25 protein-coding genes are annotated in these 23658 nt (G+C 72.4%); 5 read left to right on the plus strand and 20 right to left on the minus strand.

The window, feature by feature from the left end:
• The 11 genes from E1291_RS19045 to E1291_RS19095 all read right to left on the minus strand — a co-directional run.
• On the minus strand, positions 1-1572 hold a 1572-nt coding region (locus E1291_RS19045), incomplete at its 3' end, for an NADH-quinone oxidoreductase subunit G (RefSeq protein WP_131739179.1).
• Positions 1569-2867, minus strand: coding sequence for an NADH-quinone oxidoreductase subunit NuoF (gene nuoF, locus E1291_RS19050; protein WP_131739180.1), 1299 nt, complete (start codon positions 2865-2867; stop codon positions 1569-1571). The genes nuoF and E1291_RS19045, both read right to left, overlap by 4 nt.
• Positions 2864-3646, minus strand: coding sequence for an NADH-quinone oxidoreductase subunit NuoE (nuoE, locus tag E1291_RS19055; RefSeq protein ID WP_131739181.1), 783 nt, complete (start codon positions 3644-3646; stop codon positions 2864-2866). The genes nuoF and nuoE overlap by 4 nt, the downstream gene beginning before the upstream one ends.
• Entirely contained in the window at positions 3643-4989 is a 1347-nt protein-coding gene (locus E1291_RS19060; RefSeq protein WP_131739182.1) for an NADH-quinone oxidoreductase subunit D, read from the minus strand. The genes nuoE and E1291_RS19060 overlap by 4 nt, the downstream gene beginning before the upstream one ends.
• A complete protein-coding gene (locus E1291_RS19065; RefSeq protein ID WP_131739183.1) occupies positions 4986-5759 on the minus strand; it encodes an NADH-quinone oxidoreductase subunit C in 774 nt (257 codons plus the stop codon). Before E1291_RS19065 ends, E1291_RS19060 begins: the two co-directional genes overlap by 4 nt.
• Complete coding sequence (locus tag E1291_RS19070; protein WP_131739184.1) at positions 5759-6307, minus strand: NuoB/complex I 20 kDa subunit family protein; 549 nt, start codon at positions 6305-6307, stop codon at positions 5759-5761. Before E1291_RS19070 ends, E1291_RS19065 begins: the two co-directional genes overlap by 1 nt.
• A 1-nt stretch (position 6308) precedes the next feature.
• Positions 6309-6668 carry an NADH-quinone oxidoreductase subunit A gene (locus tag E1291_RS19075; RefSeq protein ID WP_131739185.1) on the minus strand — a complete coding sequence of 120 codons (360 nt, stop codon included), beginning with the start codon at positions 6666-6668 and terminating at the stop codon, positions 6309-6311.
• Between the two features lie 138 nt (positions 6669-6806).
• Positions 6807-8063 (minus strand): geranylgeranyl reductase family protein, encoded by a 1257-nt coding sequence (locus E1291_RS19080; RefSeq protein WP_131739186.1) that lies wholly within the window; start codon positions 8061-8063, stop codon positions 6807-6809.
• A 136-nt stretch (positions 8064-8199) separates the two neighbouring features.
• Positions 8200-8901 (minus strand): demethylmenaquinone methyltransferase, encoded by a 702-nt coding sequence (locus tag E1291_RS19085; protein ID WP_131739187.1) that lies wholly within the window; start codon positions 8899-8901, stop codon positions 8200-8202.
• Between the two features lie 108 nt (positions 8902-9009).
• Positions 9010-9249, minus strand: a complete 240-nt coding sequence (locus E1291_RS19090) for a DUF4229 domain-containing protein (RefSeq protein ID WP_165495186.1) — start codon at positions 9247-9249, stop codon at positions 9010-9012.
• 67 nt (positions 9250-9316) lie between these two features.
• A complete protein-coding gene (locus E1291_RS19095; RefSeq protein WP_131739188.1) occupies positions 9317-10282 on the minus strand; it encodes a threonine ammonia-lyase in 966 nt (321 codons plus the stop codon).
• 254 nt (positions 10283-10536) lie between these two features.
• On the opposite strand from E1291_RS19095, the gene E1291_RS19100 reads away from it, so the two are divergent.
• Positions 10537-10740, plus strand: coding sequence for a BldC family transcriptional regulator (locus tag E1291_RS19100; RefSeq protein ID WP_021593176.1), 204 nt, complete (start codon positions 10537-10539; stop codon positions 10738-10740).
• Between the two features lie 225 nt (positions 10741-10965).
• Here E1291_RS19100 and E1291_RS19105 read toward each other — a convergent pair whose 3' ends face one another.
• The 8 genes from E1291_RS19105 to E1291_RS19140 form a co-directional block, all read right to left on the minus strand.
• Positions 10966-11229, minus strand: coding sequence for a hypothetical protein (locus tag E1291_RS19105; RefSeq protein ID WP_131739189.1), 264 nt, complete (start codon positions 11227-11229; stop codon positions 10966-10968).
• Between the two features lie 51 nt (positions 11230-11280).
• Complete coding sequence (locus tag E1291_RS19110; RefSeq protein WP_131739190.1) at positions 11281-12273, minus strand: hypothetical protein; 993 nt, start codon at positions 12271-12273, stop codon at positions 11281-11283.
• Positions 12274-12453: 180 nt separating this feature from the next.
• Complete coding sequence (gene ccsB / locus E1291_RS19115; protein ID WP_242614238.1) at positions 12454-13479, minus strand: c-type cytochrome biogenesis protein CcsB; 1026 nt, start codon at positions 13477-13479, stop codon at positions 12454-12456.
• A 5-nt stretch (positions 13480-13484) separates the two neighbouring features.
• Positions 13485-15242, minus strand: coding sequence for a cytochrome c biogenesis protein ResB (resB, locus tag E1291_RS19120; protein ID WP_131739191.1), 1758 nt, complete (start codon positions 15240-15242; stop codon positions 13485-13487).
• 13 nt (positions 15243-15255) lie between these two features.
• Positions 15256-15996: a cytochrome c biogenesis CcdA family protein gene (locus E1291_RS19125; protein WP_131739192.1), complete on the minus strand. Its 741-nt coding sequence runs from the start codon at positions 15994-15996 to the stop codon at positions 15256-15258.
• Positions 15997-16020: 24 nt separating this feature from the next.
• Positions 16021-16608, minus strand: a complete 588-nt coding sequence (locus E1291_RS19130; protein ID WP_131739193.1) for a TlpA family protein disulfide reductase — start codon at positions 16606-16608, stop codon at positions 16021-16023.
• A gap of 49 nt (positions 16609-16657) precedes the next feature.
• Positions 16658-17296 (minus strand): histidine phosphatase family protein, encoded by a 639-nt coding sequence (locus E1291_RS19135; protein ID WP_131739194.1) that lies wholly within the window; start codon positions 17294-17296, stop codon positions 16658-16660.
• A 266-nt stretch (positions 17297-17562) separates the two neighbouring features.
• Positions 17563-18480, minus strand: a complete 918-nt coding sequence (locus tag E1291_RS19140; protein WP_131739195.1) for a LysR family transcriptional regulator — start codon at positions 18478-18480, stop codon at positions 17563-17565.
• Positions 18481-18596: 116 nt separating this feature from the next.
• Between E1291_RS19140 and E1291_RS19145 the strand changes: the two genes are divergently transcribed.
• The 4 genes from E1291_RS19145 (at position 18597) to E1291_RS19160 (ending at position 22094) form a co-directional block, all read left to right on the plus strand.
• Entirely contained in the window at positions 18597-19520 is a 924-nt protein-coding gene (locus E1291_RS19145; RefSeq protein WP_131739196.1) for an EamA family transporter, read from the plus strand.
• A gap of 5 nt (positions 19521-19525) precedes the next feature.
• On the plus strand, positions 19526-20404 hold the full coding sequence (locus E1291_RS19150; protein ID WP_131739197.1) for a dihydrodipicolinate synthase family protein: 879 nt from the start codon (positions 19526-19528) through the stop codon (positions 20402-20404).
• 123 nt (positions 20405-20527) lie between these two features.
• Entirely contained in the window at positions 20528-21637 is a 1110-nt protein-coding gene (locus E1291_RS42070; RefSeq protein WP_165495187.1) for a hypothetical protein, read from the plus strand.
• Between the two features lie 184 nt (positions 21638-21821).
• The gene (locus E1291_RS19160) at positions 21822-22094 is read left to right on the plus strand and encodes a peptidoglycan-binding domain-containing protein (RefSeq protein ID WP_131739198.1); all 273 of its coding nucleotides are present in this window, start codon (positions 21822-21824) and stop codon (positions 22092-22094) included.
• A 171-nt stretch (positions 22095-22265) separates the two neighbouring features.
• On the opposite strand, the gene hemL is transcribed toward E1291_RS19160, so the two are convergent.
• Positions 22266-23564 (minus strand): glutamate-1-semialdehyde 2,1-aminomutase, encoded by a 1299-nt coding sequence (gene hemL, locus E1291_RS19165; RefSeq protein ID WP_131739199.1) that lies wholly within the window; start codon positions 23562-23564, stop codon positions 22266-22268.
• Positions 23565-23658: the final 94 nt, after the last annotated feature.

The following is a 23658-nucleotide window of genomic DNA, read 5'->3' on the forward strand; positions in this document are numbered from 1 at the left end:
CGCGCCGGCCTCGATCGCGCCGCGCTCACCGGCCCGGCGCGGCACCCAGGCCAGCCGGGCGCCGGTGACCTGCGCCAGCCGGACCACCGAGGTCAGCGCGCCGGGGCTGGTCGCCAGCCGCTCGCCCACCATGATCACGGCGCCGGGCTCCTCCAGCAGCGCCCGCACGCCGGCGCGGCCGGCGTCGCCGATCAGCGCGCCGAGGGTGTCGGCCTCGCCGCCCGGCGGGGTCGGCAGCAGCGTGCCGCCGACCTTGGTCAGCCCGCGGGTGGCGAACGGCGCCGCGGCGAAGACCTTCAGCCCCGTCTTGCGGAACGCCTTGCGGAGCCGCAGGAACACGATCGGCGACTCCTCCTCCGGCTCGAAGCCGGCGAGCAGCACCGCGGGCGCCTTCTCCAGGTCGGCGTAGGTGACCTCGATCGGACGGCCCGCGACGGACGAGGCGATGAAGTCCGCCTCCTCCGCCGACAGCGGGCGGGCCCGGAAGTCGACGTCGTTGGTGCCGAGCGCGACCCGCGCGAACTTGGCGTAGGCGTAGGCGTCCTCCAGCGTCACCCGGCCGCCGGCCAGCACGCCCGCCGAGCCGCGCGCCGCCGCGAGGCCGCGAGCCGCGATCGTGAGCGCCTCCGGCCAGGACGCCGTCTCCAGCTCCCCGGCCGCGTTGCGGACGAGCGGGTGGGTCAGCCGCTCGGGCCGGGTGGCGTAGGTGAACGCCCAGCGGCCCTTGTCGCAGTTCCACTCCTCGTTGACCTGCGGGTCGTCGCCCGCCAGCCGGCGGGTGACCTTGCCGCGCCGGTGGTCGGTGCGCAGCGCGCAGCCGGACGCGCAGTGCTCGCACGTGCTCGGCTGCGACACCAGGTCGAACGGCCGCGACCGGAACCGGTAGGCGGCGCCGGTCAGCGCGCCCACCGGGCAGATCTGCACGGTGTTGCCGGAGAAGTAGGACTGGAACGGCTTGCCGTCGGCCGTGCCGACCTGCTCCTTCGCGCCGCGCTCCAGCAGGTCGATGAACGCGTCGCCGGCGATCTGGTCGGAGAAGCGGGTGCAGCGGGCGCACTGGATGCAGCGCTCCCGGTCCAGCAGCACCTGGCTGGACAGCGGCAGCGGCTTGGGGAAGGTCCGCTTGGCCTCGGTGAACCGGCTCTCGCCGCGCCCGTTGGACATCGCCTGGTTCTGCAGCGGGCACTCGCCGCCCTTGTCGCAGACCGGGCAGTCCAGCGGATGGTTGATGAGCAGCAGCTCCATCACGCCGTGCTGGGCCTTGTCGGCCTGCGGCGAGGTGAGCTGGGTCTTGATGACCATGCCCGGCATGACCGTGGTCGTGCAGGACGCCTGCGGCTTGGGCATCCCGCGGCCGTTCCCGGCGTCGGGGATCTCCACCAGGCACTGCCGGCAGGCCCCGACCGGGTCGAGCAGCGGATGGTCGCAGAACCGCGGGATCTGGATGCCGAGCAGCTCCGCCGCCCGGATGATCAGCGTCCCCTTCGGCACCTCGATCTCGAAGCCGTCGATGGTGACGGAGACCAGGTCCTCGCGCTTCCCGACAGCCGACTTGTCGTCGGTGACCGTCACTTGGCACCTCCCCAGAGGGTGGACTTGGACGGGTCGAACGGACAGCCGCCCTGCTCGAAGTGCTGGAGGTACTCGTCCCGGAACAGCTTGATGGACGAGACGACCGGGCTCGTCGCGCCGTCGCCCAGCGCGCAGAAGGACCGGCCGAGGATGTTGTCCGACAGGTCCAGGAGCGTCTCCAGGTCCTCCTCGGAGCCCTGCCCGGCCTCCAGCCGCTTCAGCATCTGCTTGTACCAGTAGGTGCCCTCGCGGCACGGCGTGCACTTGCCGCACGACTCGTGCGCGTAGAACTCCGACCAGCGCAGCACGGCGCGGACGACGCAGGTCGTCTCGTCGAAGATCTGCAGGGCGCGGGTACCGAGCATCGACCCGGCGGCGCCGACGGACTCGAAGTCCAGCGGCACGTCCAGGTGCTCGTCGGTGAACAGCGGCGTGGACGAGCCGCCCGGCGTCCAGAACTTCAGCCGGTGCCCGGCCCGGACGCCGCCCGCCATGTCGAGCAGCTCCCGGAGCGTGACGCCGAGCGGCGCCTCGTACTGGCCGGGCCGCGTCACGTGCCCCGACAGCGAGAAGATCCCGAAGCCCTTGGACTTCTCGGTGCCCATCGCGGCGAACCAGTCGGCGCCGTTCTCGACGATCGAGGGAACCGAGGCGATCGACTCGACGTTGTTGATGACGGTGGGCCCGCCGTACAGGCCCGCGACCGCCGGGAAGGGAGGCTTCAGCCTGGGCTGACCGCGGAACCCCTCCAGGGAGTCCAGCAGCGCCGTCTCCTCGCCGCAGATGTAGGCCCCGGCGCCGCTGTGGACGACCACGTCCAGGTCGAAGCCGGACCCGAGGATGTCCTTGCCGAGGTAGCCGGCCTCGTACGCCTCCGCCACCGCCTGCTGGAGACGGCGGATCACGTGCAGGACCTCGCCCCGCACGTAGATGAACGCGTGGTTCGACTTGATCGCGTAGGAGCTGATGACGATGCCCTCGACCAGCACGTGCGGGTTGGCCATCATCAGCGGGATGTCCTTGCACGTGCCCGGCTCGGACTCGTCCGCGTTGACGACCAGGTAGCGCGGGTTCGGGCTGCTCGGCGGGAGGAAGCCCCACTTCATGCCGGTGGGGAAGCCCGCGCCGCCGCGACCGCGGAGCCCGGAGTCCTTGACGGCCTGGACGATGTCGTCCGGCGCCATCGTGAACGCCTTGCGCAGCGCCCGGTAACCGCCGTCCCGCTCGTAGCCCGCGCGGGTGAACGAGTCGGCCTGGTCCCAGTTCCTGGTGAGGATCGGGGTGAGCGTGGTCACTGGTTACGACCCTCCTGGGTACCGGGCTTCACGTCGCCGCCGATGGGCTTGCCCGGCTCGTTCGGCGGCGGGGAGGTGACCTCGTCCGGCCGCACCGGCTCCCGCGGCGCCGCGCGCCCGGCGTCGGCCGGCGGGGCGGTCCAGCCGCGCTCGCGGGCCAGCTCCAGGCCGCGCAGCGACTCCGGACCGGCCTGCACGCCCTCGTGGGCGCGGCCGTCGGGGAACCCCGCGAGGACCCGCGAGGCCTCCTTCCACCCGGCCAGGGCGTTCGCCCCGCGCGTGGGGAGCACCCGCTTGCCCGAGCGCAGGTCGTCGACCAGCTCCTTGGCCTTCGCGGGCGTCATGTTGTCGAAGAACTCCCAGTTCACCATCATCACCGGAGCGAAGTCGCAGGCCGCGTTGCACTCGATCCGCTCCAGGCTGACGGTGCCGTCGGGGGTGGCCTCGTCGTGGCCGACGCCGGCGTGCTCGCTCAGCTCGTTCCAGATCTGGTCGCCGCCCATGACCGCGCACAGCGTGTTGATGCAGACGCCGACGTGGTACTCGCCGACCGGCGCGTGCTTGTACTGGGTGTAGAAGGTCGCGACGCCCGTGACCTGGGCCTCGGTGATGCCGAGCTGCTCGGCGCAGAACGCGATGCCGTGCTCGGTGATGTGCCCGTCCACGGACTGGACCAGGTGCAGCATCGGCAGCAGCGCCGACCGCGGCCGGGGATACCGGCCGATGATCTCCTTGGCGTCCCGCTCCAGCCGCTCGCGCACCTCGGGTTCGTACGTCATCGGTCCACTCCCCCCATGACCGGGTCGATGCTGGCCACGGCGGCGATGACATCGGCGATCATGCCGCCCTCGGCCATCGCCGGGGTGGCCTGCAGGTTGACGAAGGACGGCTCGCGGAAGTGCACGCGGTAGGGGCGGGTGCCGCCGTCGCTGACCACGTGCGCGCCGAGCTCGCCGCGCGGCGACTCGATATGCGAGTACGCCTGCCCCGCCGGGACCCGGAACCCCTCGGTCACCAGCTTGAAGTGGTGGATCAGCGCCTCCATCGAGCTGCCCATGATGTGCGCGATGTGCCGGGGCGAGTTGCCCATGCCGTCCGCGCCGATCGCGAGCTGCGCCGGCCAGCCGATCTTCTTGTCCTCGATCATCACCGGTCCCTTGACCGTCTGCAGCCGCTCCAGGCACTGCTCGACGATCTTCAGGGACTCCTCCATCTCCTCCATCCGGACGAGATAGCGGCCGTACACGTCGCAGGTGTCCTGCGTCGCGACCTTGAAGTCATAGGTCTCGTAGCCGCAGTAGGGCTGCGACTTGCGCAGGTCCCACGGCAGGCCGGTCGCGCGCAGCACCGGCCCCGTGACCCCGAGCGCCATGCACCCGGTGAGGTCGAGGTAGGCGACGTCCTTCGTCCGCGCCAGATAGACGGGGTTGGCGTCCATCAGCTTGCGCAGCGCCTGGATGCGCTTGGGCATCCGGTCGAGATAGTCGCGAATCTTGCTGGTCGCGCCGCTCGGCAGGTCCTGCGCGACGCCGCCCGGCCGGACGTAGGCCATGTTCATCCGCAGGCCGGTGATCTCCTCGAACAGGTCGAGGGTGTACTCGCGCTCGATGAACCCGTTGAGCATCACGGTCGTCGCGCCGAGCTCCAGCCCGAACGTGGCGATCGCGACCAGGTGCGAGGAGATCCGGTTGAGCTCCATCATCATCACGCGGATGATCTGGGCCCGCTCCGGCACCTGCTCGGTGACGCCGAGCAGCTTCTCCACGCCGAGGCAGTAGGACGTCTCGTTGAAGATCGGCGCGAGGTAGTCCATCCGGGTGCAGAACGTGGTGCCCTGCGTCCAGGTACGGAACTCCATGTTCTTCTCGATGCCGGTGTGCAGGTAGCCGATGCCCACCCGGCACTCGTTCACCGTCTCGCCGTCCAGCGTCAGGATCAGGCGGAGCACGCCGTGCGTGGACGGGTGCTGCGGGCCCATGTTGACCACGAGCCGCTCGTCGCCGAGGTCCTCGGCGCCGCCGACGACCTGGTCCCAGTCCTGCCCGTTGACGTCGAAGACCCTGCCCTCGGCGGCCTCGTCGGCCGCGTAGGCGTCGTATTCGGTGTATTTAGTGGAGCTCATGTGTACGACCTCCGCTCGTCGGGCGGGGGGATCTCCGCGCCGCGGTACTCGACGGGGATGCCGCCGAGAGGATAGTCCTTGCGCTGCGGATGGCCGACCCAGTCGTCGGGCATCTGGATGCGCGTCAGCGCGGGGTGGCCGTCGTACACGATGCCGAAGAAGTCGAAGGTCTCCCGCTCGTGCCAGTCGGCCGTCGGGTAGACCGGCACCAGCGACGGGACGTGCGGGTCGGCGTCGGGGCAGGTCGCCTCCAGCCGGATCCGCCGGTTGTGCGTGATCGACAGCAGGTGCGCGACCGTGTGCAGCTCGGCGCCGGTGTCCTGCGGGTAGTGCACGCCCGACACGCTGGAGCACAGCTCGAAGCGCAGCTCGGGGTCGTCGCGCAGCGTCCGCGCGACGGCGGCCAGGTGCTCGCGCCGGACATGGAAGGTGATCTCGCCGCGGTCCACGACGACGCGCTCGACCGCGTCGTCGAACACCGGGAGCGTCCCGCCCGCGGCGCCCTCGGCGAGGACGCGCTCCAGCCGGTCGGCGACCTCGTCGAACTCGCCCGCCTCCACGGCGCCGCCGGGGCCGCCGTAGGGACGGGGCGCCGACACCTTCGGGCTCTGCCGGACGACCAGCCCCCCGTAACCGGAGGTGTCGCCCGTGGTCTTGGCGCCGAACATGCCCATCCGCGCGACGGGCTGCTCACGGCGATCCTCCTCCGCCTGCGCGGGGAGCTGGTCGGCGGCCTGTTCCGCCCGCTGCTCGGGATGCTGGGAGCTCATCACTGCACCCCCTGCCCGAGCAGCGGCAGCCGCCGCCGCTTGGCCTCTTCCAGCTCGGCGATCTGCTGCTTGCGCTGCGGGCCGAGCTTGGTGTTCTGGATCTTGTCGTGCAGCTTCAGGATCGCGTCCAGCAGCATCTCCGGCCGCGGCGGGCAGCCGGGCAGGTAGATGTCCACCGGGACGATGTGGTCCACGCCCTGCACGATCGCGTAGTTGTTGAACATGCCGCCGGACGAGGCGCACACGCCCATCGCGATGACCCACTTGGGCTCGGTCATCTGGTCATAGATCTGCCGCAGGACCGGGGCCATCTTCTGGCTCACCCGTCCCGCGACGATCATCAGATCGGCCTGCCGCGGCGTCGCGGAGGCGCGCTCCATCCCCCAGCGGGAGAAGTCGTGCCGCGGGTCACCGGTGGCCATCATCTCGATGGCGCAGCAGGCCAGGCCGAACGTGGCCGGCCAGACCGAACTCTTGCGCGCCCATCCGGCGACCTGCTCGACCGTCGTCAGCAGGAAGCCGCTGGGAAGCTTCTCCTCTAGACCCATGTCAGTCCCACTCCAGACCGCCGCGCCGCCAGATGTAGGCGTACGCGACGAGCACGGTGACGATGAAAAGGACCATCTCCACCAGTCCGAACATCCCCATGCGGTCGAACGCGACGGCCCACGGGTAAAGGAAGATGATCTCAATGTCGAAGACGATGAACAGCATCGCCGTCAGGTAGTACTTGATGGGGAAACGCCCGCCGCCGACCGGCTGCGGCGTCGGCTCGATGCCGCACTCGTAGGCGTCCAGCCGCGCGCGGTTCCACCGTTTCGGCCCGGTGAGCGAGGCCATCGCCACGGAGCCGGCGGCGAAGGCGAAGGCGAGCACCCCCAGCACGATGATCGGAACATAGAGATCCATGTCTCTACTGCCTCTCCTCGGAACGTACGGCGCTGTACGGGGCGGGCCCTCCGCGGGTCGCCACCCTAGCCAAGGTGATCAATAGCTCTCCCCTCCGGGGGTCGGATCGCAGGCTCGCTCGGGGCCCCTCGAACTCGCTCATGCCGCCGGCGCCACCTTCTGCAGCGCGTTGATGAGCCGGTCCATCGCGTCGCCGCCCTTCGGGTCGGTCAGGTTGGCGAGCAGTTTCAGCGTGAACCGCATCAGCGTCGGATGCGGCAGACCGTGCGCGGTGACGAACTTCATCACGCGCGGGTCCCCGATGGCCTGGACGAACAGCCGGGCGAGCGTGAAGTAGCCGCCGTGCTCGTCCTTGAGGATCCGGGGGTACTCATAGAGCGTCCGCTCGCGCTGGGCGGGGGTGCGGCGCGCGAGCGCCTGCACCATGATGTCGGCGGCCAGCCGGCCGGACTCCAGCGCGTAGTCGATGCCCTCCCCGTTGAAGGGGTTGATCATGCCGCCGGCGTCGCCCACGAGCAGCATCCCGCGGGTGTAGTGCGGCTGCCGGTTGAAGCCCATCGGCAGCGCCGCGCCGCGGATGCGCCCGGTGGCGTGGTCCTCGTCGAACTGCCAGTCCTCGGGCATCTGCGCGCACCAGCGCTTCAGCATGCCGCGGTAGTCGACGTTCTGGAACGACTTGCTGGTGTTGAGGAGGCCGAGTCCGACGTTGGACGTGCCGTCGCCGACGCCGAAGACCCAGCCGTAGCCGGGGAGGAGGCGCTCGCCGTCCCACAGTTCGAGCCACGCCTCCATGTAGTCGTCGTCGTGGCGGGGGGTCTGGAAGTAGCGGCGGACCGCGACGCCCATCGGGCGGTCCTCGCGCCGGCGCAGTCCCATGGCCAGGGAGAGGCGGGTCGAGTTCCCGTCGGCCGCGACGACCAGCGGCGCGTGGAACTCGACGTCCTCGCCCTCGTAGGTGGCGGTGACGCCGGTGATGCGGTCGGTGCGCTCGTGCAGGATCGGTCCCGTCACGGTGCAGCCCTGCAGCAGCCGGGCGCCGGCCTTGGCGGCGTGCTCGGCGAGGAGCTGGTCGAAGTCGGTGCGCTTGCGGACGAGCCCGAAGTCGGGGAAGGACGCGAGCTCCGGCCAGGGCAGCTCGACCTTGACCCCGCCGCCGTAGATGCGCAGGCCCTTGTTGCGACCCCAGCCCGGGTCGCCGACGTCGACGCCCATGCCGACGAGCGCGCGCACGGCGCGCGGCGTCAGCCCGTCACCGCAGATCTTGTCCCGCGGGAACGTGGCCTTCTCCAACAGCAGCACGTCCAGGCCCGCCTGGGCGAGCCAATAGGCGGTCGAGGCCCCGGCGGGGCCGGCCCCGACGACGATGACATCTGCGTGTCGGGTGGACTCGGTCACAGCGTTCCTCTTCAGCTCGTTCGCTTGTGAAGTACTTCACAAGGATCCGGTGGGGAGTCTATTCCTTTATCACGGTCCGTGGGTACCTCTCGGCCACTCCGGTTTTGGACCGGTCCGATTGCACCGAGCGTCCGGGTCATCCCGGATTGACCGCATGATGCAGCGCGGCGACGCCGAAGGTGAGGTTCCGCCATCGCACCGCGCCCCAGCCCGCGTCCTGGATCAGGCGCGCCAGCGCCTCCTGGCCGGGCCACGCGAGCGTGGACTCGGCCAGGTAGCGATACGAACCGGGGTTGGAGCTGACCCGCGCCAGGAGCGGCAGCCCGTAGCGGAGATGCGCCTCGTGCCCGAGGGCCAGCACCGCGTTCGGCGGATGGCTGACCTCGCACACCAGGAGCCGCCCGCCCGGCTTGGCCACCCGCCGCAGCTCGCGCAGCGCCCGCCCCGTGTCGGCGACATTGCGCAGGCCGAAGGAGATCGTCACGGCGTCGAACGAGCCGTCGGCGAAGGGCAGCCGCAGCGCGTCCCCCGCGACGAACGACGGCCCCGCGGCGTCCGCCTGACGGCGCACCCCGACCCGCAGCATCCCGAGGGAGAAGTCGCAGGCCACGGTCTGGGCGCCGGCCGCGGCGAAGGGCACCGAGGAGGTACCGGTCCCGGCCGCGAGGTCCAGCACCCGCTCGCCCGGCCGCGCGTCCAGCGCCCGCACGACCGCGCGCCGCCAGTACCGGTCGCGGCCGCCCGTCATCAGGGTGTTCAGCAGGTCGTACCGCTCGGCGGTGCCGTCGAACATCGCCGCGACGTCGGCGGGCTGCTTGTCGAGTGAGGCGCGGGTCATGCTGTAAGCCTAGGCCGAGGCCGGTGAGCTCGTGACGGGGCCGCGGGACCGGTCCCCGTACGGGGGCTCGTGCGGGGGCTCGCGCGGGGGCCGTGCGGGGGGTGCCCGCTAGGCGTCCTCCCGCGTGCGGGACTCCTCCAGCTTGCGTCGGCGGTCGCGGAAACCGGTGACGACGGCGGCCGACATCCGGTCGCGCTGGCTCGACAACAGGACGAAGCTGACGATCCCGCTCACGATCAGCGCCACGAACACCAGCCCGATGCCGTGCGACATGAGCGGCCACAGCACGCCCACGGTCGCTGCGAAGATCGCCAGCCGGGCGAGGGTGTAGAGCAGTACGGAACGCATGACTCCATGAGACTACCCCGCCCCGGCGACGATCTTGCGGCAGGTCAGGCCGCGCCGTGCGCGGGCCTCACCCGAGCACCTCCCGGAAGAGGTCCGGATCGACGTTCCCGCCCGACAGGACCGAGACGTAGGTGCGGGCGGCGGGGAGCTCCTCGCGGTGGTGCAGGTAGGCGGCGGTCGCGACGGCGCCGGCGGGCTCGGCGATGAGCCGGGCCTCCCGGGCCAGCCGGCGCATCGCGTCGCGGATCTCGTCCTCGGTGACGGTGACGACCTCGTCCACCCGCGCGCTCATGTGCGCGAACGGGATGTCGCCGACCTGCTGGACGCGCAGGGCGTCGGCGATGGTGCGGCCGGTGTCCTCGGCCGGCCAGGAGACGGGACGCCCCGCGCGCAGCGAGTCGCGGGCGTCGGCGGCCAGCTCGGGCTCGACCCCGATCACCGACGCCTCGGGGCGCAGCGCCTTGACCGCGCTGGCGACGCCGGAGACCAGCCCGCCGCCGCTCACCGGGACGAGCACGACGTCGACGTCCGGGCGGTCCTGGACGATCTCCAGCCCGACCGTGCCCTGGCCGGCGATCACCTCGCGGTCGTCGTAGGGCGGGATCAGGTTGAGGCCGTGCGCGGCCGCGAGGTGGGCGGCGGTCCCGGCGCGGGCCTCGGCGGTCGGCTCGACGTACACGATCTCGGCGCCGAGGGCCATGCACGCCTCGACCTTCACGGCGGGGGTGGTGTGCGGCATGACCAGGACGACCGGGACGCCGAACGCGCGGGCGGTGTAGGCGACGGCCCGCGCGTGGTTGCCGCTGGAGTGCGTCACCACGCCCCGCTCGCGCCGTTCCTCGGGGAGCGCCGCGATCGCGGCGTAGGCCCCGCGCAGCTTGAACGCGCCGACCGGTTGCAGCGACTCCGGCTTCACCAGCAGGGACGTGCCCGGGGCGGGGTCCGGGAAGGGGACGAGGGGCGTCCGGACGGTGATGCCCGCGAGCCGTCCGGCGGCGCGCTCGATCTCGGACAGCGAAACAAGATCGGACATGTCCGGGAGACTATGCGGTCGGCGGCGCGCCTGTTAACGACCGCGTCGGCCGCGTGTTGCGGGCGGGACACGGCAGGTCAACCGGGGTCTTGCCGGACGGCCCGCACGACCGTGCGCGCACGTCGCGTCATCGCTCCAGTTCGGCCGATCACTCAGTGTGATGTTTTGCGAAAACAAGGGAGAAATCGGTCTTGACCCGCCACACTGTAAACAGTCCACCCGCGCCGAGAGCGGGACAAAGGGGGAGAGAAAACGTGGAGAGCACGAGCGAGCGCCTGCTCACCCCGGGAGAGGTAGCCGCCCTCTTTCGGGTCGATCCTAAGACGGTGACACGTTGGGCGGCGGCGGGCCGTATCAGTAGCATCCGTACTCCCGGGGGGCACCGCCGGTTCCGCGAGTCCGAGGTCCACGCGCTGCTGCGCGGCGAGGAACCGGTCGCCGAGCACTCGGCCCGCTGACCGGCTCCGCCGGACCGGTCCGTCCGGCGGTCAGGGCGCGCGACGGGGAAGCGCCCGCATCGGTCTCACGGCCTCGGCCTGTACGCCAGAGCAGTACACGCGAAGGCAGTACACGCGAACGAATCACCTGCCCGGGGGGGCGGCGCCGCCGGAGGCGTGCCTCACCGGGCAGCTCGCGCACACCGCGCTCCCGCGCCGCCCGCGGGGACCGCGCCGCACGCGCTCTCACTCCTCCGGCCGGCCGGCCTTCCACTCCTCGAACCGGCGGAGCAGCTCCGCGTCCTCGTCCCGCCACCGCCGCCGCCGCTCCTCCAGTTCCTCCTCGGTGAGCGACTGGCCGAGCAGGCGGTCGTAGTCGGGGTCGTCCGGGCCGATCTCGATGTAGGCGTCGGCGATGATCCGCCCCTCGCCGGGCTCGTCCCCCGCGGGCTCGGTGAGGACGCTGTGGGGCACCCGTAGCGTGCCGTCGGGGAGCCGGATCACCTGCATCGTCGATCACCTTCGGTGTCCATCGTCGTCGCCGTCCGCCATCGCGGTTTCCTAGATCCCGTATCTCCGGTTGAAGAAGAGCATGACCTCGAGCGCCGTCCGGATGTCGCCGGCGAGCATATCCACCAGCGCCGGTCGCTGCCGGGAGGAGATCGCGGCGAACGCGTCGGCGAAGAACTCGCGGCGGCCCAGCGCGTTGGGCTGGCGGTGGAAGTCGCTCGACAGGTGCGGCCGGCACTGCTCGTAGAGCGCGCGGAACGCGGGCGTGTCGGAGGTCCACCCGCCGTTCTCGCCGTCGATGTCGTCGAGGGCGTGGCCGACCTCGTGCAGCATCACGTCCGGGGTCGGGGACGGGCGATCGCCCACGATGATCTTGCGGTCGCCGTAGGCCCCCGCGCAGATGTCCCAGGTGGCGCGGCCGCAGGGCAGCGGGCGGTCGCGCAGGTGACCCATGTCGTCGAGCTGCGGGACGCCGCCGGGGCCGACGTAGATGCCGTCGAGGCCCCGCGCGAGCGTCTCCTTCAGCGCGTCGGGCAGTGAGGCCAGGCTTTCCACGGCCCGGATGACCTCGCGGGTGGGCGGGCCCAGCCGCGCGTCCCACTGCCGGTGCAGGACGCCCTCCAGCACGCCGCAGTGGCGGCGCCCGTCGGCGGCGTGCGGCACGCCGGGCGGGTGGGGCAGGACGCGCGGCGGCTGGTCGTCGTCCAGCTCGAAGTCGCGCCAGGAGTAGTCGCCGGCCCGGGACCGGCTCACCTTGCGCCTGGCGTGCCGCCCGCCGGACGGGCCCGCGGCGTCCCGCGACCCCTCCGGCCGGTCGGCGCCCGGCCCGAGCGCGAAGTCGTCGTCGCGGCCGGCCTTGCGGAACCGGCCGAACCTGTCGCGGGGCTGGTTGCTGCGGGGCCGGACCTGGCGCGCGTCGGGGCGCCGGTCCGGCTCGGGGGGCGACGGGGAGTAGGCCACGTCGTCCGCGCGGGCCGGCTCGCCCCGGGTGGCCTCCCGGTTCCTCGGCTCCCGGGGCTTGCGGTGGACGCCTTTGAAGCGCATCAGGCTCCTCTGTCAGCGGGACCCGCGCTTCCGGCGAGCGAGCGGGCCCACCGAGGCAGGGTAAGCCGGAACCCGACACGGCGTCATCCCCACGAGTCACCGGTTACCCGCTGGACATGTTGTATGTCCGGGTAACCCTGCTCTTGCGTGGAATATGACCCTATTGGCCACGCGACGATCTCACGCGTACGAGTGCAGCCCCGAGAACAGGTAGTTCACGCCGAAGAAGTTGAACAGCAGCGCCGCGAACGCCACCAGCGACAGGACCGCGGCCTTGCGGCCCTTCCAGCCCGCCGTGGCCCGCGCGTGCAGGTAGGCCGCGTAGAGGACCCAGGTGACGAACGACCAGATCTCCTTGGGGTCCCAGCCCCAGTACCGGCCCCACGCCTCGTCCGCCCAGATGGCGCCCATGATGATCGTGGCGGTCCAGATCGGGAAGGCGAACGTCGTCACCCGCATCGACAGCCGGTCGAGGGTGTCCGCGGACGGGATCCGCGCCAGGAGCCCGGCGGCCCGTCCCGCGGCCCTCTCGCCCGTGCCCTCCCCGGCGCTCCCGGCGCCGCCCTGCTCGCGGATCTTGAGCAGGTACAGGACCGTGGCCGTGCCCGCGACCGTGAACGCGCCGGTGGAGGTGATCGCGGCGGTGACGTGGATGGCGATCCAGTAGGAGTTCAGCGCCGGGCTGACCGGGCCCACCGAGTCGTACAGCCAGAGGTTGGCGATGCCGAGCGCGAGCACGGCCGCGGCCATGACGAACGCGCCGAGGAACCGCGCGTTGTACCGCCACATCACCACGAGGAAGGCGGTCACGGCGGCGAACGAGATCGCGGTGAGGAACTCGTACATGTTCGCCCACGGCCAGCGGCCGGCGGCCAGGCCGCGCGAGACGAGCACGCCCAGGTGCGACGCCCAGCCCAGCACGTTCAGCAGCACCGCGAGCCGCACCCAGTCGACGCGGCGGCCGGCGGCCTCCCGCGCGCCCGGCTCGGCGGGCGCCTCGCCCGCGGTCTCGACCGCGCCGCCCTCGGCCCCGGCGGAACCGGCGGCCACCAGGACCTTCGCCTCCGCCTTCTCCAGCGCGGCCGCGGGCTCGCCGCGGCGGCCGAAGCCGAGGTCGGCGGCGTAGGCGAACAACGCGATGATGTACAGCACCACCGTTGTCAGCATGAGCTTGTCGCTCAGGTTCGCGAGGTCGGCGTTGCCCACCCTCGTCACTCCTTTGTTTCGGTGACCGACCCGGAATCCCGGTCGGCGCCGGGCTCGTCGCCGGACCCGTCCTGCGCGGGTCCGTCCTCCCCGTGCCCGTTCTCCTCGGTCCCGCCTCGCCCGGACCCCGGGCCACCGGGCTCCGCGTCCGCGGGCTCCTCTGCTGCGGAGCCCTCCGGACCGCGCAGGGCGGCCACGATGTCGTCGAACTCCGAGGTCGGATTGCCCAGCGTGAGGCCGCCGACCTCCACCACCGTACGCCCGCCCTCTCCGGCGCCCGCACGGACCCATATCCTGCGGCGCCTGACCATGAACGACGTGGCCACGCCGAGCACCGCCAGGACGGCCGCCACCAGCGCGGGGATGCGGCCCGGGTCGTGGTTGACCGACAGGCTCGTCCACTCCCGCAGCCCGTCGAAGGTGATCGAGCCCGCGTTGCCGGGCAGCGTCATCGTCTCCCCCGGCTCCAGCAGCTTCTGGCCGCCCTTGACGGGCTGGAGCGTCTTGCCGATGCCCTCCAGCTTGTAGACCGACTGCGGGACGCCGGAGTCCAGGCCGATGTCGCCCTTGAACGAGGAGACCGTCACCACCGGGCGGATCGCGCCCGGGAACGCCGAGACGATCTGCTTGCGGTCCTCGCTGGCCACCGCCGTCGGCCACAGGATCGCGTAGAAGGCGAGCTGTTCGGGCCGGGCGTCGGGGGCCTTGATGACGCCCTCGGACGTCAGGTTCCGCGGCTCCATCGGCAGGAACGGCACCGCGTCCCGGTAGGCGACGTTGCCCTGCGCGTCCCGGACGGTGAAGACCGGCGCGTAGCCGTGGCCGAGCAGGTAGACCTTGGCGCCGCCCACCTTGAGGGGGTGGTTGAGCCGCAGGTCCCAGGGCTTCTCCCGGCCGTCCGGCGTCGCCCGGTAGCGGATCCTGGCGTGGAAGTCGGTGGCCTGGCCGCGCTTGTCGCCCTCGGTCTGGTACTCGGCGGTGAAGTCGTCCAGCGTCATCGAGAACGGCGCGAGCCCGTCGCCGTCGAACGCCCGCCCGGGGGTGAACTGGTCGTACTGGCTCAGCGAGTTGGCGAAGGACTTGCCCTCGGTGAGCACGACGTTCCCCCGGTAGCCGAACAGGTTGCCGAGGCCGAGCGCGAACAGCAGCGCCAGCAGGGCCAGGTGGAACAGCAGGTTCCCGGTCTCCCCCAGATAGCCCTTCTCCGCGGCCGCGGCGCCGCCGGACACCTCCACCCGGAAGCGCCGCGCGCGCAGCGCCCGGCGGGCCTCGTCGAGGACCTCCTCGGGCGCGGCGCCGGTGGTGAAGGACGCCGACTGCGGCAGCCGGCGCAGGTTGCGGGGCGCCGCCGGGGGCCGCGCCCGCATCGACCGGTAGTGCTTGCCGGCGCGGGGGATCACGCATCCGGCCAGCGAGACGAACAGCAGGATGTAGATCGCCGCGAACCAGGGCGCGGCGAACACGTCGAACAGCGACAGCCGGTCCAGCCACGGCCCGAGCGTCGCGTGGTCCCGGAGGTAGGCGGCGACCTTCTCCGGCGCCTGGCCGCGCTGCGGCAGGATCGACCCCGGCACCGCGCCGAGCGCGACGAGGAACAGCAGGACCAGCGCGGTGCGCATCGTCGTGAGCTGCCGCCAGCCCCAGCGCAGCCACCCGAGCGGGCCGATGCCGGTGGGCCGCGGCACCTCCCCCGGCGCCCGCCGCTCGGCGGGCGCCCGCGTGCCGCTCTCCTCCGCCGCTTCCACGTCCTTGACGTCGCTCATATGGCGCTCATCTTCAGATAACCGGCTCGAAGCCGCTGATCCACGACCTCAGCTCGATGGTCAGGTCACCCCACAGGCCGCTGACCAGCAGCACCCCGATGAGGACGAGCATCCCGCCGCCGGTCCGCATGACCAGCGGGTAATGCCGTTTCACCGCCCCGAACGCGCCGAGCGCCCGGCGGTAGGCCAGCGCGGTCACCACGAACGGCAGCCCGAGGCCCGCGCAGTACGCCAGCGACAGCAGCGCGCCCCGGCCCGCGCTCGCCTCCGTGATCGCCAGGCTCTGCACCGCGCCCAGCGTCGGGCCGATGCACGGCGTCCAGCCGAGGCCGAACAGCACGCCGAGCAGGGGCGCCCCGGCCAGGCCCGCCGAGGGCAGCCGCCCCGACTTCAGCGTCCGCTGCAGGCCCGGGACGAACCCCATGAACGCGAGCCCGAACACGATCGTGATGACGCCGAGGACGCGGGTGATCTGGTCCTGGTACTCCAGCAGCCACCGCCCGAGCCCGCCGAAGACCACGCCGTAGCTGACGAACACCACGCTGAAGCCGCCGACGAACAGCAGCACGCCCGCCAGCAGCCGGCCGCGCCGCTGCTCGGCGAGGTCGGCGCCGGTCATCCCCGTCACGTACGACAGGTAGCCGGGCACCAGCGGCAGCACGCACGGCGAGGCGAACGACACCACCCCGGCCAGCGCGGCCAGCGGCGCCGCAGCGAACAGCGACCCGCTGGTGACGGTCTCGGCGGCGCTCACTGGTGGGGGTTCACTGGCTCGGGCTCACTTCTCCGCGAGGGTCTTGGTGACGAGCGGGTTGAGCTTGGAGTACGTCGTGGCGCCGATGATCCGGGCGGCGATGCGGCCCTGCCGGTCCAGCACGAGGGTGCTCGGGACCGCGCTCGGCGGGACCTCGCGGAAGGCGAGCGTGACGCGGCCGTCGGCGTCGAACAGGCTCGGGTAGCCCACCTTGAACCGGCGCTCGTACGCCTTGGCGTTGTCCTTGCCGTCCTTGAAGTTGACGCCGAGGAACCGCACGCCCTTCGCCTTGTTCTCGTTGTGGACCTGCTCCAGGGAGGGCGCCTCGCCGCGGCAGGGCGCGCACCAGGAGGCCCAGAAGTTGACGACCGTCACGCCGCCCTTGAGGTCGGCGAGCTTGTACGGCTTGCCGTCGAGGCCCTCGGCGCTCAGTTCCTGGACGCCCTTGCGGCCGCCGGGCTTGAACTCGGTGACGTTCCCGTTGCCGGAGATGAAGCGGTTGTCGTCGCCGCCCGGCCCGTTGCCGGCGGCGTTGGTCCCCGCGCAGCCCGCGAGCAGGCCGCAGAGCGCGACGGCGGCGGCCGCGCGCGCGGGTGGAATTCGGGGGCTCAACGGACCCTCCTACTACTACAGGACGTAGTACTACACGGTAGCGGCAGGGTTAGGCCCCGGCGACACTGGGGCCCTTGGCGAGGCCGGCGGCGGGCTCGTCATAGGCCACCTCAACCAGCCGGCCGCCCTCGAACGTCAGGCTGGTGACGCTGGCGAGCGCGCATTCGCGCCGCTTCGGGTGGTGCCAGAGCCGGCGGTGCTCGGCGTGCAGCCGCAGGATCCAGACCGGCAGCTGGTGGCTCACGCACACGGCCTCGTGGCCCCGCGCCGCCTCCCGGGCCCTGATCACCGCGGCGCGCATCCGGGCGGCGAGCTCCTTGTACGGCTCGCCCCAGGACGGCCGGAACGGGTTGACCAGGTAGCGCCAGTGCTCCGGACGGCGCAGCGACCCGGCCCCCGCCCCGAAGGTGAGGCCCTCGAAGTGGTTGTCGGCCTCGATCAGCCGGTCGTCGACCGTCACGGGCAGGTCGAACGCGTCGGCCAGCGGCGCGGCCGTCTCCAGCGCCCGCTGCATCGGCGAGGAGAACAGCACGGTGACGTCCCGGTCGCCGAACCACTTGGCGGCGGCCTTGGCCATGAGGACGCCGTCCTCGCTCAGCCGGTAGCCGGGCAGCCGCCCGTACAGGACCCCGTCGGGATTGTGCACCTCACCGTGCCGCAGCAGGTGAACGATCGTCTTGTCAGTCATGGCGTCGCCAGATTACTGCGTTCACTGCAAGCTGTGTTCATTGCAAGCTCGGCCCACTTCGCTCGCCTAGCGGCTCGCTTCGTGACCGTGCTTGTGCGAGCGCGAATCGCTTCGCGATCTTCCCGGCGGGGCTCGCCTTCGGCTTCGCCCCGCCGGTCAGGTCGCGCGCTCGCGTGACGGCTCAGGTCTCCGTTAAGGCGGATGCCAGGCGGTGGGGAGCAGGGGAGCAGCGCCCTGTGTGGAGGGGTTGCCCGTGGAGGCTGGGGCTAGGCGGCGGGGATGGCGGGGGCGGGGGGGACGGCGGTGCGTAGGGCGGTCACGGCGGCGCGGATGGCGGGGCGGCGGGCGGCCTCCTCGCGCCAGACCGCGTACACGCGGCGCGACAGCGGCTCGGCCAGCGGGACCACCGCCACGCCCGGCGGGACGTCGCAGCGGCCGAGCCGGGGCAGGATCATGTTCCCGCACCCCGCGGCGACCAGCGCGAGCTGCGTGGCGAACTCGTAGGCCATGTGGTCGATGCGCGGCTCGCTGTCGCTCGCGCGCAGCGTCCGCAGCAGCCAGTCGCAGCAGATGCTGTCGGGCGAGGAGCTGATCCAGGGGTCGCCCGCCAGCTCCTTGAGCTCGATCGCCTCCCGCCCGGCGAGGGGATGCCCGGCCGGGAGCGCCACGTCCGCGACGTCGTGGCAGATGGCGCCCTTGTGCAGGCCATCGGGCAGCGGCAGCGGCTCGTTGTTCCAGTCCTGGACGACGGCCATGTCGAGGTCGCCGCGCGACACCCGCGGCATGCTCTGCATCGGGTCCTCCTCGCGCAGCAGCACGCGCAGGTCCGGGTGCTCGGCGCGCAGCCGGCCCAGCGCGGCCGGCATCAGGCCCCGCACGGCGGTCGGGAACGCGGCGATCGAGAGCCGGCCGACGACCGAGCCGCGGTGCGCCTCAAGGTCGGCCTGGGCCTGCTCGACGAGCGACAGGATCCGCTCGGCGTGCGCGACGAGCAGCTCCGCCGCGTCGGTGAGCCGGACGCCCCGGCCGTTGCGCTCCAGGAGCTTCTGGCCGGTCTCCCGCTCCAGCTTGGCGAGCTGCTGGGAGACGGCGGAGGTGGTCACGTGGAGGACCTCGGCGGCGGCGCTGACCGAGCCGTAGGTCGCCACGGAGTGCAGGGCGCGCAGCCGTTCCAGATCGAGCATGAAGCAATGCTAAAACGAGGTGTCAAGGAGATCTAGCTTGTCCTAAATCAAACCGGTGGCGACCATCGCCCTATGACCCCGTCCCCCCTCGGGCCGTGCCGCACCGCGTGGCCCGCATGAGGCCCCGCCACGTCCTGCTCGCGACCCTGATCGCCGCGCTCTGGGGGTTCAACTTCGTCCCCATCAAGATAGCCCTGGAGGACTTCTCCCCGCTGCTGCTCGTGGCCCTGCGGTTCACGGCGGCGGCGCTGCCCGCGGTGTTCTTCGTGCGCCGCCCGCCGGTGCCGCTCCGCTGGCTCGTGCTGGTCGGCGTCCCCCTCGGCGTGGGCCAGTTCGCGCTGCTGTTCATCGGCGTTCGGATGGGGATGGGCGCCGGGCTCGCCTCGGTGATCCTCCAGGTGCAGGCGATCTTCACCGCCCTGTTCGCCGGGCTGCTGCTGCGCGAGCGGCCGACCCCGCGGCAGGTCGCGGGCATGATCGTCGCGTTCGCCGGGATCGCGCTGCTCGGCGCGGCCCAGGCCGGCGGCGGCGGGACGGTGCCCGGCTTCCTGCTCTGCCTCGGCGCCGCCGCGAGCTGGGGGCTGGCGAACGTCGCGATGCGCCGGATGAACGCGGTGGCGGGCGGCCCGGTGGACGCCTTCGGGTTCATGGTGTGGATGTCGCTGGTCCCGCCGATCCCGGTGTTCGTCCTCTCGCTGATCTTCGAGGGGCCCGGGGCCGTGCGGGACGCGGTGGAGCGGCTGTCGCTCGCGGGCGTCTCCTCGCTGGCCTACATCGCCTACATCTCGACGCTGGTCGGCTTCGGCGCGTGGGGGTGGCTGATGCGCCGCTACGAGGCCAGCACCGTCGCGATGTACTCGTTGCTCGTCCCGCCCTTCGGGCTCGTGTCGGCCGCCGTGCTGCTCGGCGAGCGCGTGGACGGGACGCGGCTGCTCGGCGCCGTCCTGATCGTCTCGGGCGTCGCGGCGGGCGCGGTGCGGCGGCGCACCCGCGCGCCGGCCGGCGTCGTGCCCCTGCCCGAACCCGCCCAGACGAGGTGAGAACCATGCATGGAATCCACGCGTCCCTGGTGACGCCCTTCACGCGGTCCGGCGAGGTGGACGCCAAGTCGCTGGAGCGGCTCGCCGTGCACTGCCTGGACCACGGCGCGGCCGGGCTGGTCGCGCTCGGCACGACCGGCGAGGCCGCCCTGCTCGACCCCGCCGAGCAGCGCACGGTGCTGGAGGTCTGCCGGGCCGTCTCGATCGAGCGCGGGACGCCGCTGACCGCCGGCGCCGGGACGATGGGCACCGAGGACACGATCCGGCAGGCCCGCGAGCGGGCGCCGCTCGCCGACGCGCTGCTCGTCGTCGTCCCGTACTACCTGCGCCCCTCCGACGAGGGCGTCATCGACCACTTCGCGGCCGTGGGCGCCGCCGTCGACGTCCCGATCATCGTCTACAACGTCCCGTACCGGACGGGCAAGCGGCTCGGCGCGGACGTCCTCGCGCGGCTGCTGGACCTCGACTGCGTGACCGCGATCAAGCACTGCGCGGAGGGCATCGACGCCGGCACCCTGGCGCTGATGGCCGGCGGGCCCCGCAAGGCCGTGCTGAGCGGGGACGACGCGTCGATCTACCCGATGCTCCAGCTCGGCGCGACCGGCGGCGTCGCCGCGTCCGCGTGCCTCGCGCCCGCCGCGTACGCCACGATGGCCGAGGCCGCCCGGTGCGGCAACGCGGCGCGCGGCCTCACCCTGCACAACGCCCTGTTCCCCCTGGCCGAGGCGCTGTTCCGCGAGCCGTCGCCCTCGGTGCTGAAGGCGTGCCTGGCCGAGACCGGGCTGATCGACGACCCGGGCGTCCGCGCCCCGCTGCGGCCCCCGTCCCCGGAGTCGGTCGCCGCGGCGCGCCGCGCCCTCCGGGCCGTCGCCGATCGGACGTGATTCTGGCGGAGACTATGCCGCGCCATTAATGACCGGTCGAAAGAAAGGAAATAGCCTGGGTCGAGATGGCGTGCTCTGAAGGGTCTCGCCCATATGAGCCGATGGACATCTCGCATCCCGGTCGTGTCCGGAACCGGCGAGTGGATTCGTGAGCGGAGTTCGTGGATTCTCCGCGAGGAGATCCGCGCGAACGCGCGCGAGCTGACGGCACTGCTCGACACCGGCCGGGCCGCCGCGCAGATCTCCGCCGAGAACGCGCGGCTGCGGGAGGCCGCGCGCGACGAGGTCCGGCGGGCCATGGAGGTCATCGACTACGCCGAGCACCGGCGGAGCGCGGCGGCCTCCCACGTGACGAGCGCGCAGGTCCACGTCAACGCCGCCTGGTCCCTGTGGCTGAAGACGCTGTCCCCCGCGGAGATCGAGCCCTATCTGCCGGGCCTGTTCGCCGTGGTCGCGCAGCACCTCGTCCCCGCCGACGCGCGGCGGGTCGCGGTGGAGGGCATCGCCCGCGACCTGCGCGCCGCGCAGTCGCGCGACCGGCCCTTCGAGCCGTCGGCCGGGCAGATGCTGGCCGTGGTCAAGGCCGTGGACGCGGCGCGCGCCGCCGCCCTCGCGGAGAAACTGCGCGCCGACAGCTTCGTGCGCATCGTCCGGTGGATGGCGGCGGCCCTGTCCGCCCTGGCCGTGGCCGTCGCGGTCCTCGCGGCGTTCTGGAAGGGCGCCGTCCCGCTGTGCTTCACCTCCGCCGCGGGACCGGCCGTCCCCGGGCTCCCCGGCGGCGGGGAGGGGACGGGCGTCGTCTGCCCCACCGGGGCCGCGCGCCCGGACGCGGCGCGGGAGATCGGCGACGTCGCCGGGCGGGGCGACTACGCCGTCGTCGAGATCGTGGGCGTGACGGCGGCCGGCATCGCCGCCGCCTCGGCCCTGCGGAAGGTCAGGGGCACCTCCACCGCGTTCGGCATCCCCGTCGCCCTGGCCGTGCTGAAGCTGCCGATGGGCGCGCTCACCGCCGTCCTCGGGCTGCTCCTGATGCGCGGGTCCTTCGTCCCCGGGCTCAGCGCGCTCGACTCCTCGGCCCAGATCATCGCCTGGGCCGTCGTCCTCGGCTACTCGCAGGAGCTGTTCACCAAGTTCGTCGACCGGCAGGGGCAGGCCGTCCTCGACGGGGTGCGGGGACCCGCCGAGCCCCAGGTACCGCGCGGCGGTGCCGGCGGAGCGGCCGCAGCGAAGTGACGCCGAACACTCGTGGACGACCATTCCACATCTATTTGAATATTCATTGTCAGCAGGCAGCCCTCCACTCCGGCGCCGAATAGTTCACCCTTTACCGTCCTCTTCCCGGCCGGTCAGCGGCCAGTGAAGGGCGTCCACCGATAATGGACAGGGAAGGCACCGATCCCATCAAGGAGGATGGACGATGACTAATCCCAAGGGGCAGGGTGCGACCCAGACCGCATCCCCGCCGTGGCCCGGCCGGTACCTGCGCCAGCCGCCCGTCATGCAGGGCGACGACGTCTACAAGTGGCAGGACCGCATGCACGAGCGCGGCTGGAAGCTCCAGGTCGACGGCTACTACGGCCCGAAGACCGAGGCCGTGTGCGTCGCCTTCCAGGAGGAGAAGCACCTCGAGGTGGACGGCATCGTCGGCCCGAAGACGTGGGCCGCCGCCTGGACCGCGCCGATCACCTGACCGTGCCGATCACCTGACCCGGGGCCCGCGGACCCGCGGGACCAGGTGAACGGCCTCCTCCCCCAAGCACGACACATCAGCGGGCGTGCCGGAGCCCCGTCCTGGCACGCCCTGTCCCATGTCCGGCGTCCCTTGTCCGGCCCCGGGCCGTCGTCCGTGCTCGCGGGGCCCTCAGGCCGCCGAGACGGCCGCCGCCGCGCGGGCGGCGTGCGGAAGCGCCTCCAGGACGCGGTCGAGCGCCGCGTCGTCGTGGGCCGCGGACAGGAACCACACCTCGTACGCCGACGGCGGCAGGTACACGCCTCGGTCGAGCGCGGCGTGGAAGAACGCCGCGTACGCCTTGGAGTCCTGGCGCTGGGCCGCGGCGAAGTCGCCCACCGGCTCCCCGGTGAAGAACACCGAGAAGAGGTTGCCCGCGCTCTGCACCCGGTGCGGCACGCCGGCCCGCTCCAGCGCCTCGCCCGCGGCCTTCGAGACGATCCCGGCCGCCCGGTCGATGGCCGCGTACACCTCGTCCGTGGCGCCGCGCAGCGTGGCCAGGCCCGCCGCGGTGGCGAGCGGGTTCCCCGACAGGGTGCCCGCCTGGTAGACGGGCCCGGCGGGCGCGAGGTGGTCCATGATCTCGGCCCGGCCGCCGAACGCCGCGGCGGGCAGGCCGCCGCCCATCACCTTGCCGTAGGTCACGAGGTCGCCCGCGACGCCCTCGATCCCGTACCAGCCGGACCGCGACGCCCGGAAGCCGGTGAGGACCTCGTCCAGGACGAGCAGCGCGCCGTAGCGCTCGCACAGCCGCCTCAGCAGCTCGTTGAAGCCCTCCAGCGGCGGGACGACCCCCATGTTGCAGGGCACCGCCTCGGAGATCGCACAGGCGATCTCGTGGCCGTGCTCGTGGAAGGCCAGCTCGACCGCGGCGACGTCGTTGTAGGGCAGGACGATCGTGTCGGCGGTGGTGGCGCCGGTGACACCGGGGGTGTCGGGGAGCGCGAACGTGGCGACGCCGGAGCCCGCGGCGGCCAGCAGCGCGTCCACGTGCCCGTGGTAGCACCCGGCGAACTTGACGATCTTGGAGCGGCGGGTGAACCCGCGCGCCAGCCGGATCGCCGACATCGTCGCCTCGGTGCCGGAGTTGACCAGCCGGACCTTCTCGGCCGGGGTGCGCGCGACGATCTCCTCGGCGAGCTCGACCTCGCCGGGCGTCGGCGCCCCGTAGGAGGTGCCGCGCGCGGCCGCGTCGCGGACCGCCGCCACGACGTCCGGATGGGCGTGCCCGAGGATCATCGGGCCCCAGGAGCAGACCAGGTCGACGTACTCGTTGCCGTCCGCGTCGGTGAGGAGGGGGCCGCGTGCCGAGGCCATGAACCGGGGCGTCCCGCCCACGGCCCCGAAGGCCCGTACCGGCGAGTTGACGCCGCCGGGGACGACCCCGCCGGCACGCTCGAACAACTGCTGGGAGCGATCGGTTCCAGTCACGGGACCAGTCTCTCAGTTGCAGTTCGGCGAACGCCCTTGACCTCGCCGGGCACGGGCCGATATTCCACCAAGTACGACATCGGCGTCCCGCTCC

Source organism: Actinomadura roseirufa, from assembly GCF_900659635.1.
Lineage (GTDB): Bacteria > Actinomycetota > Actinomycetes > Streptosporangiales > Streptosporangiaceae > Spirillospora > Spirillospora roseirufa.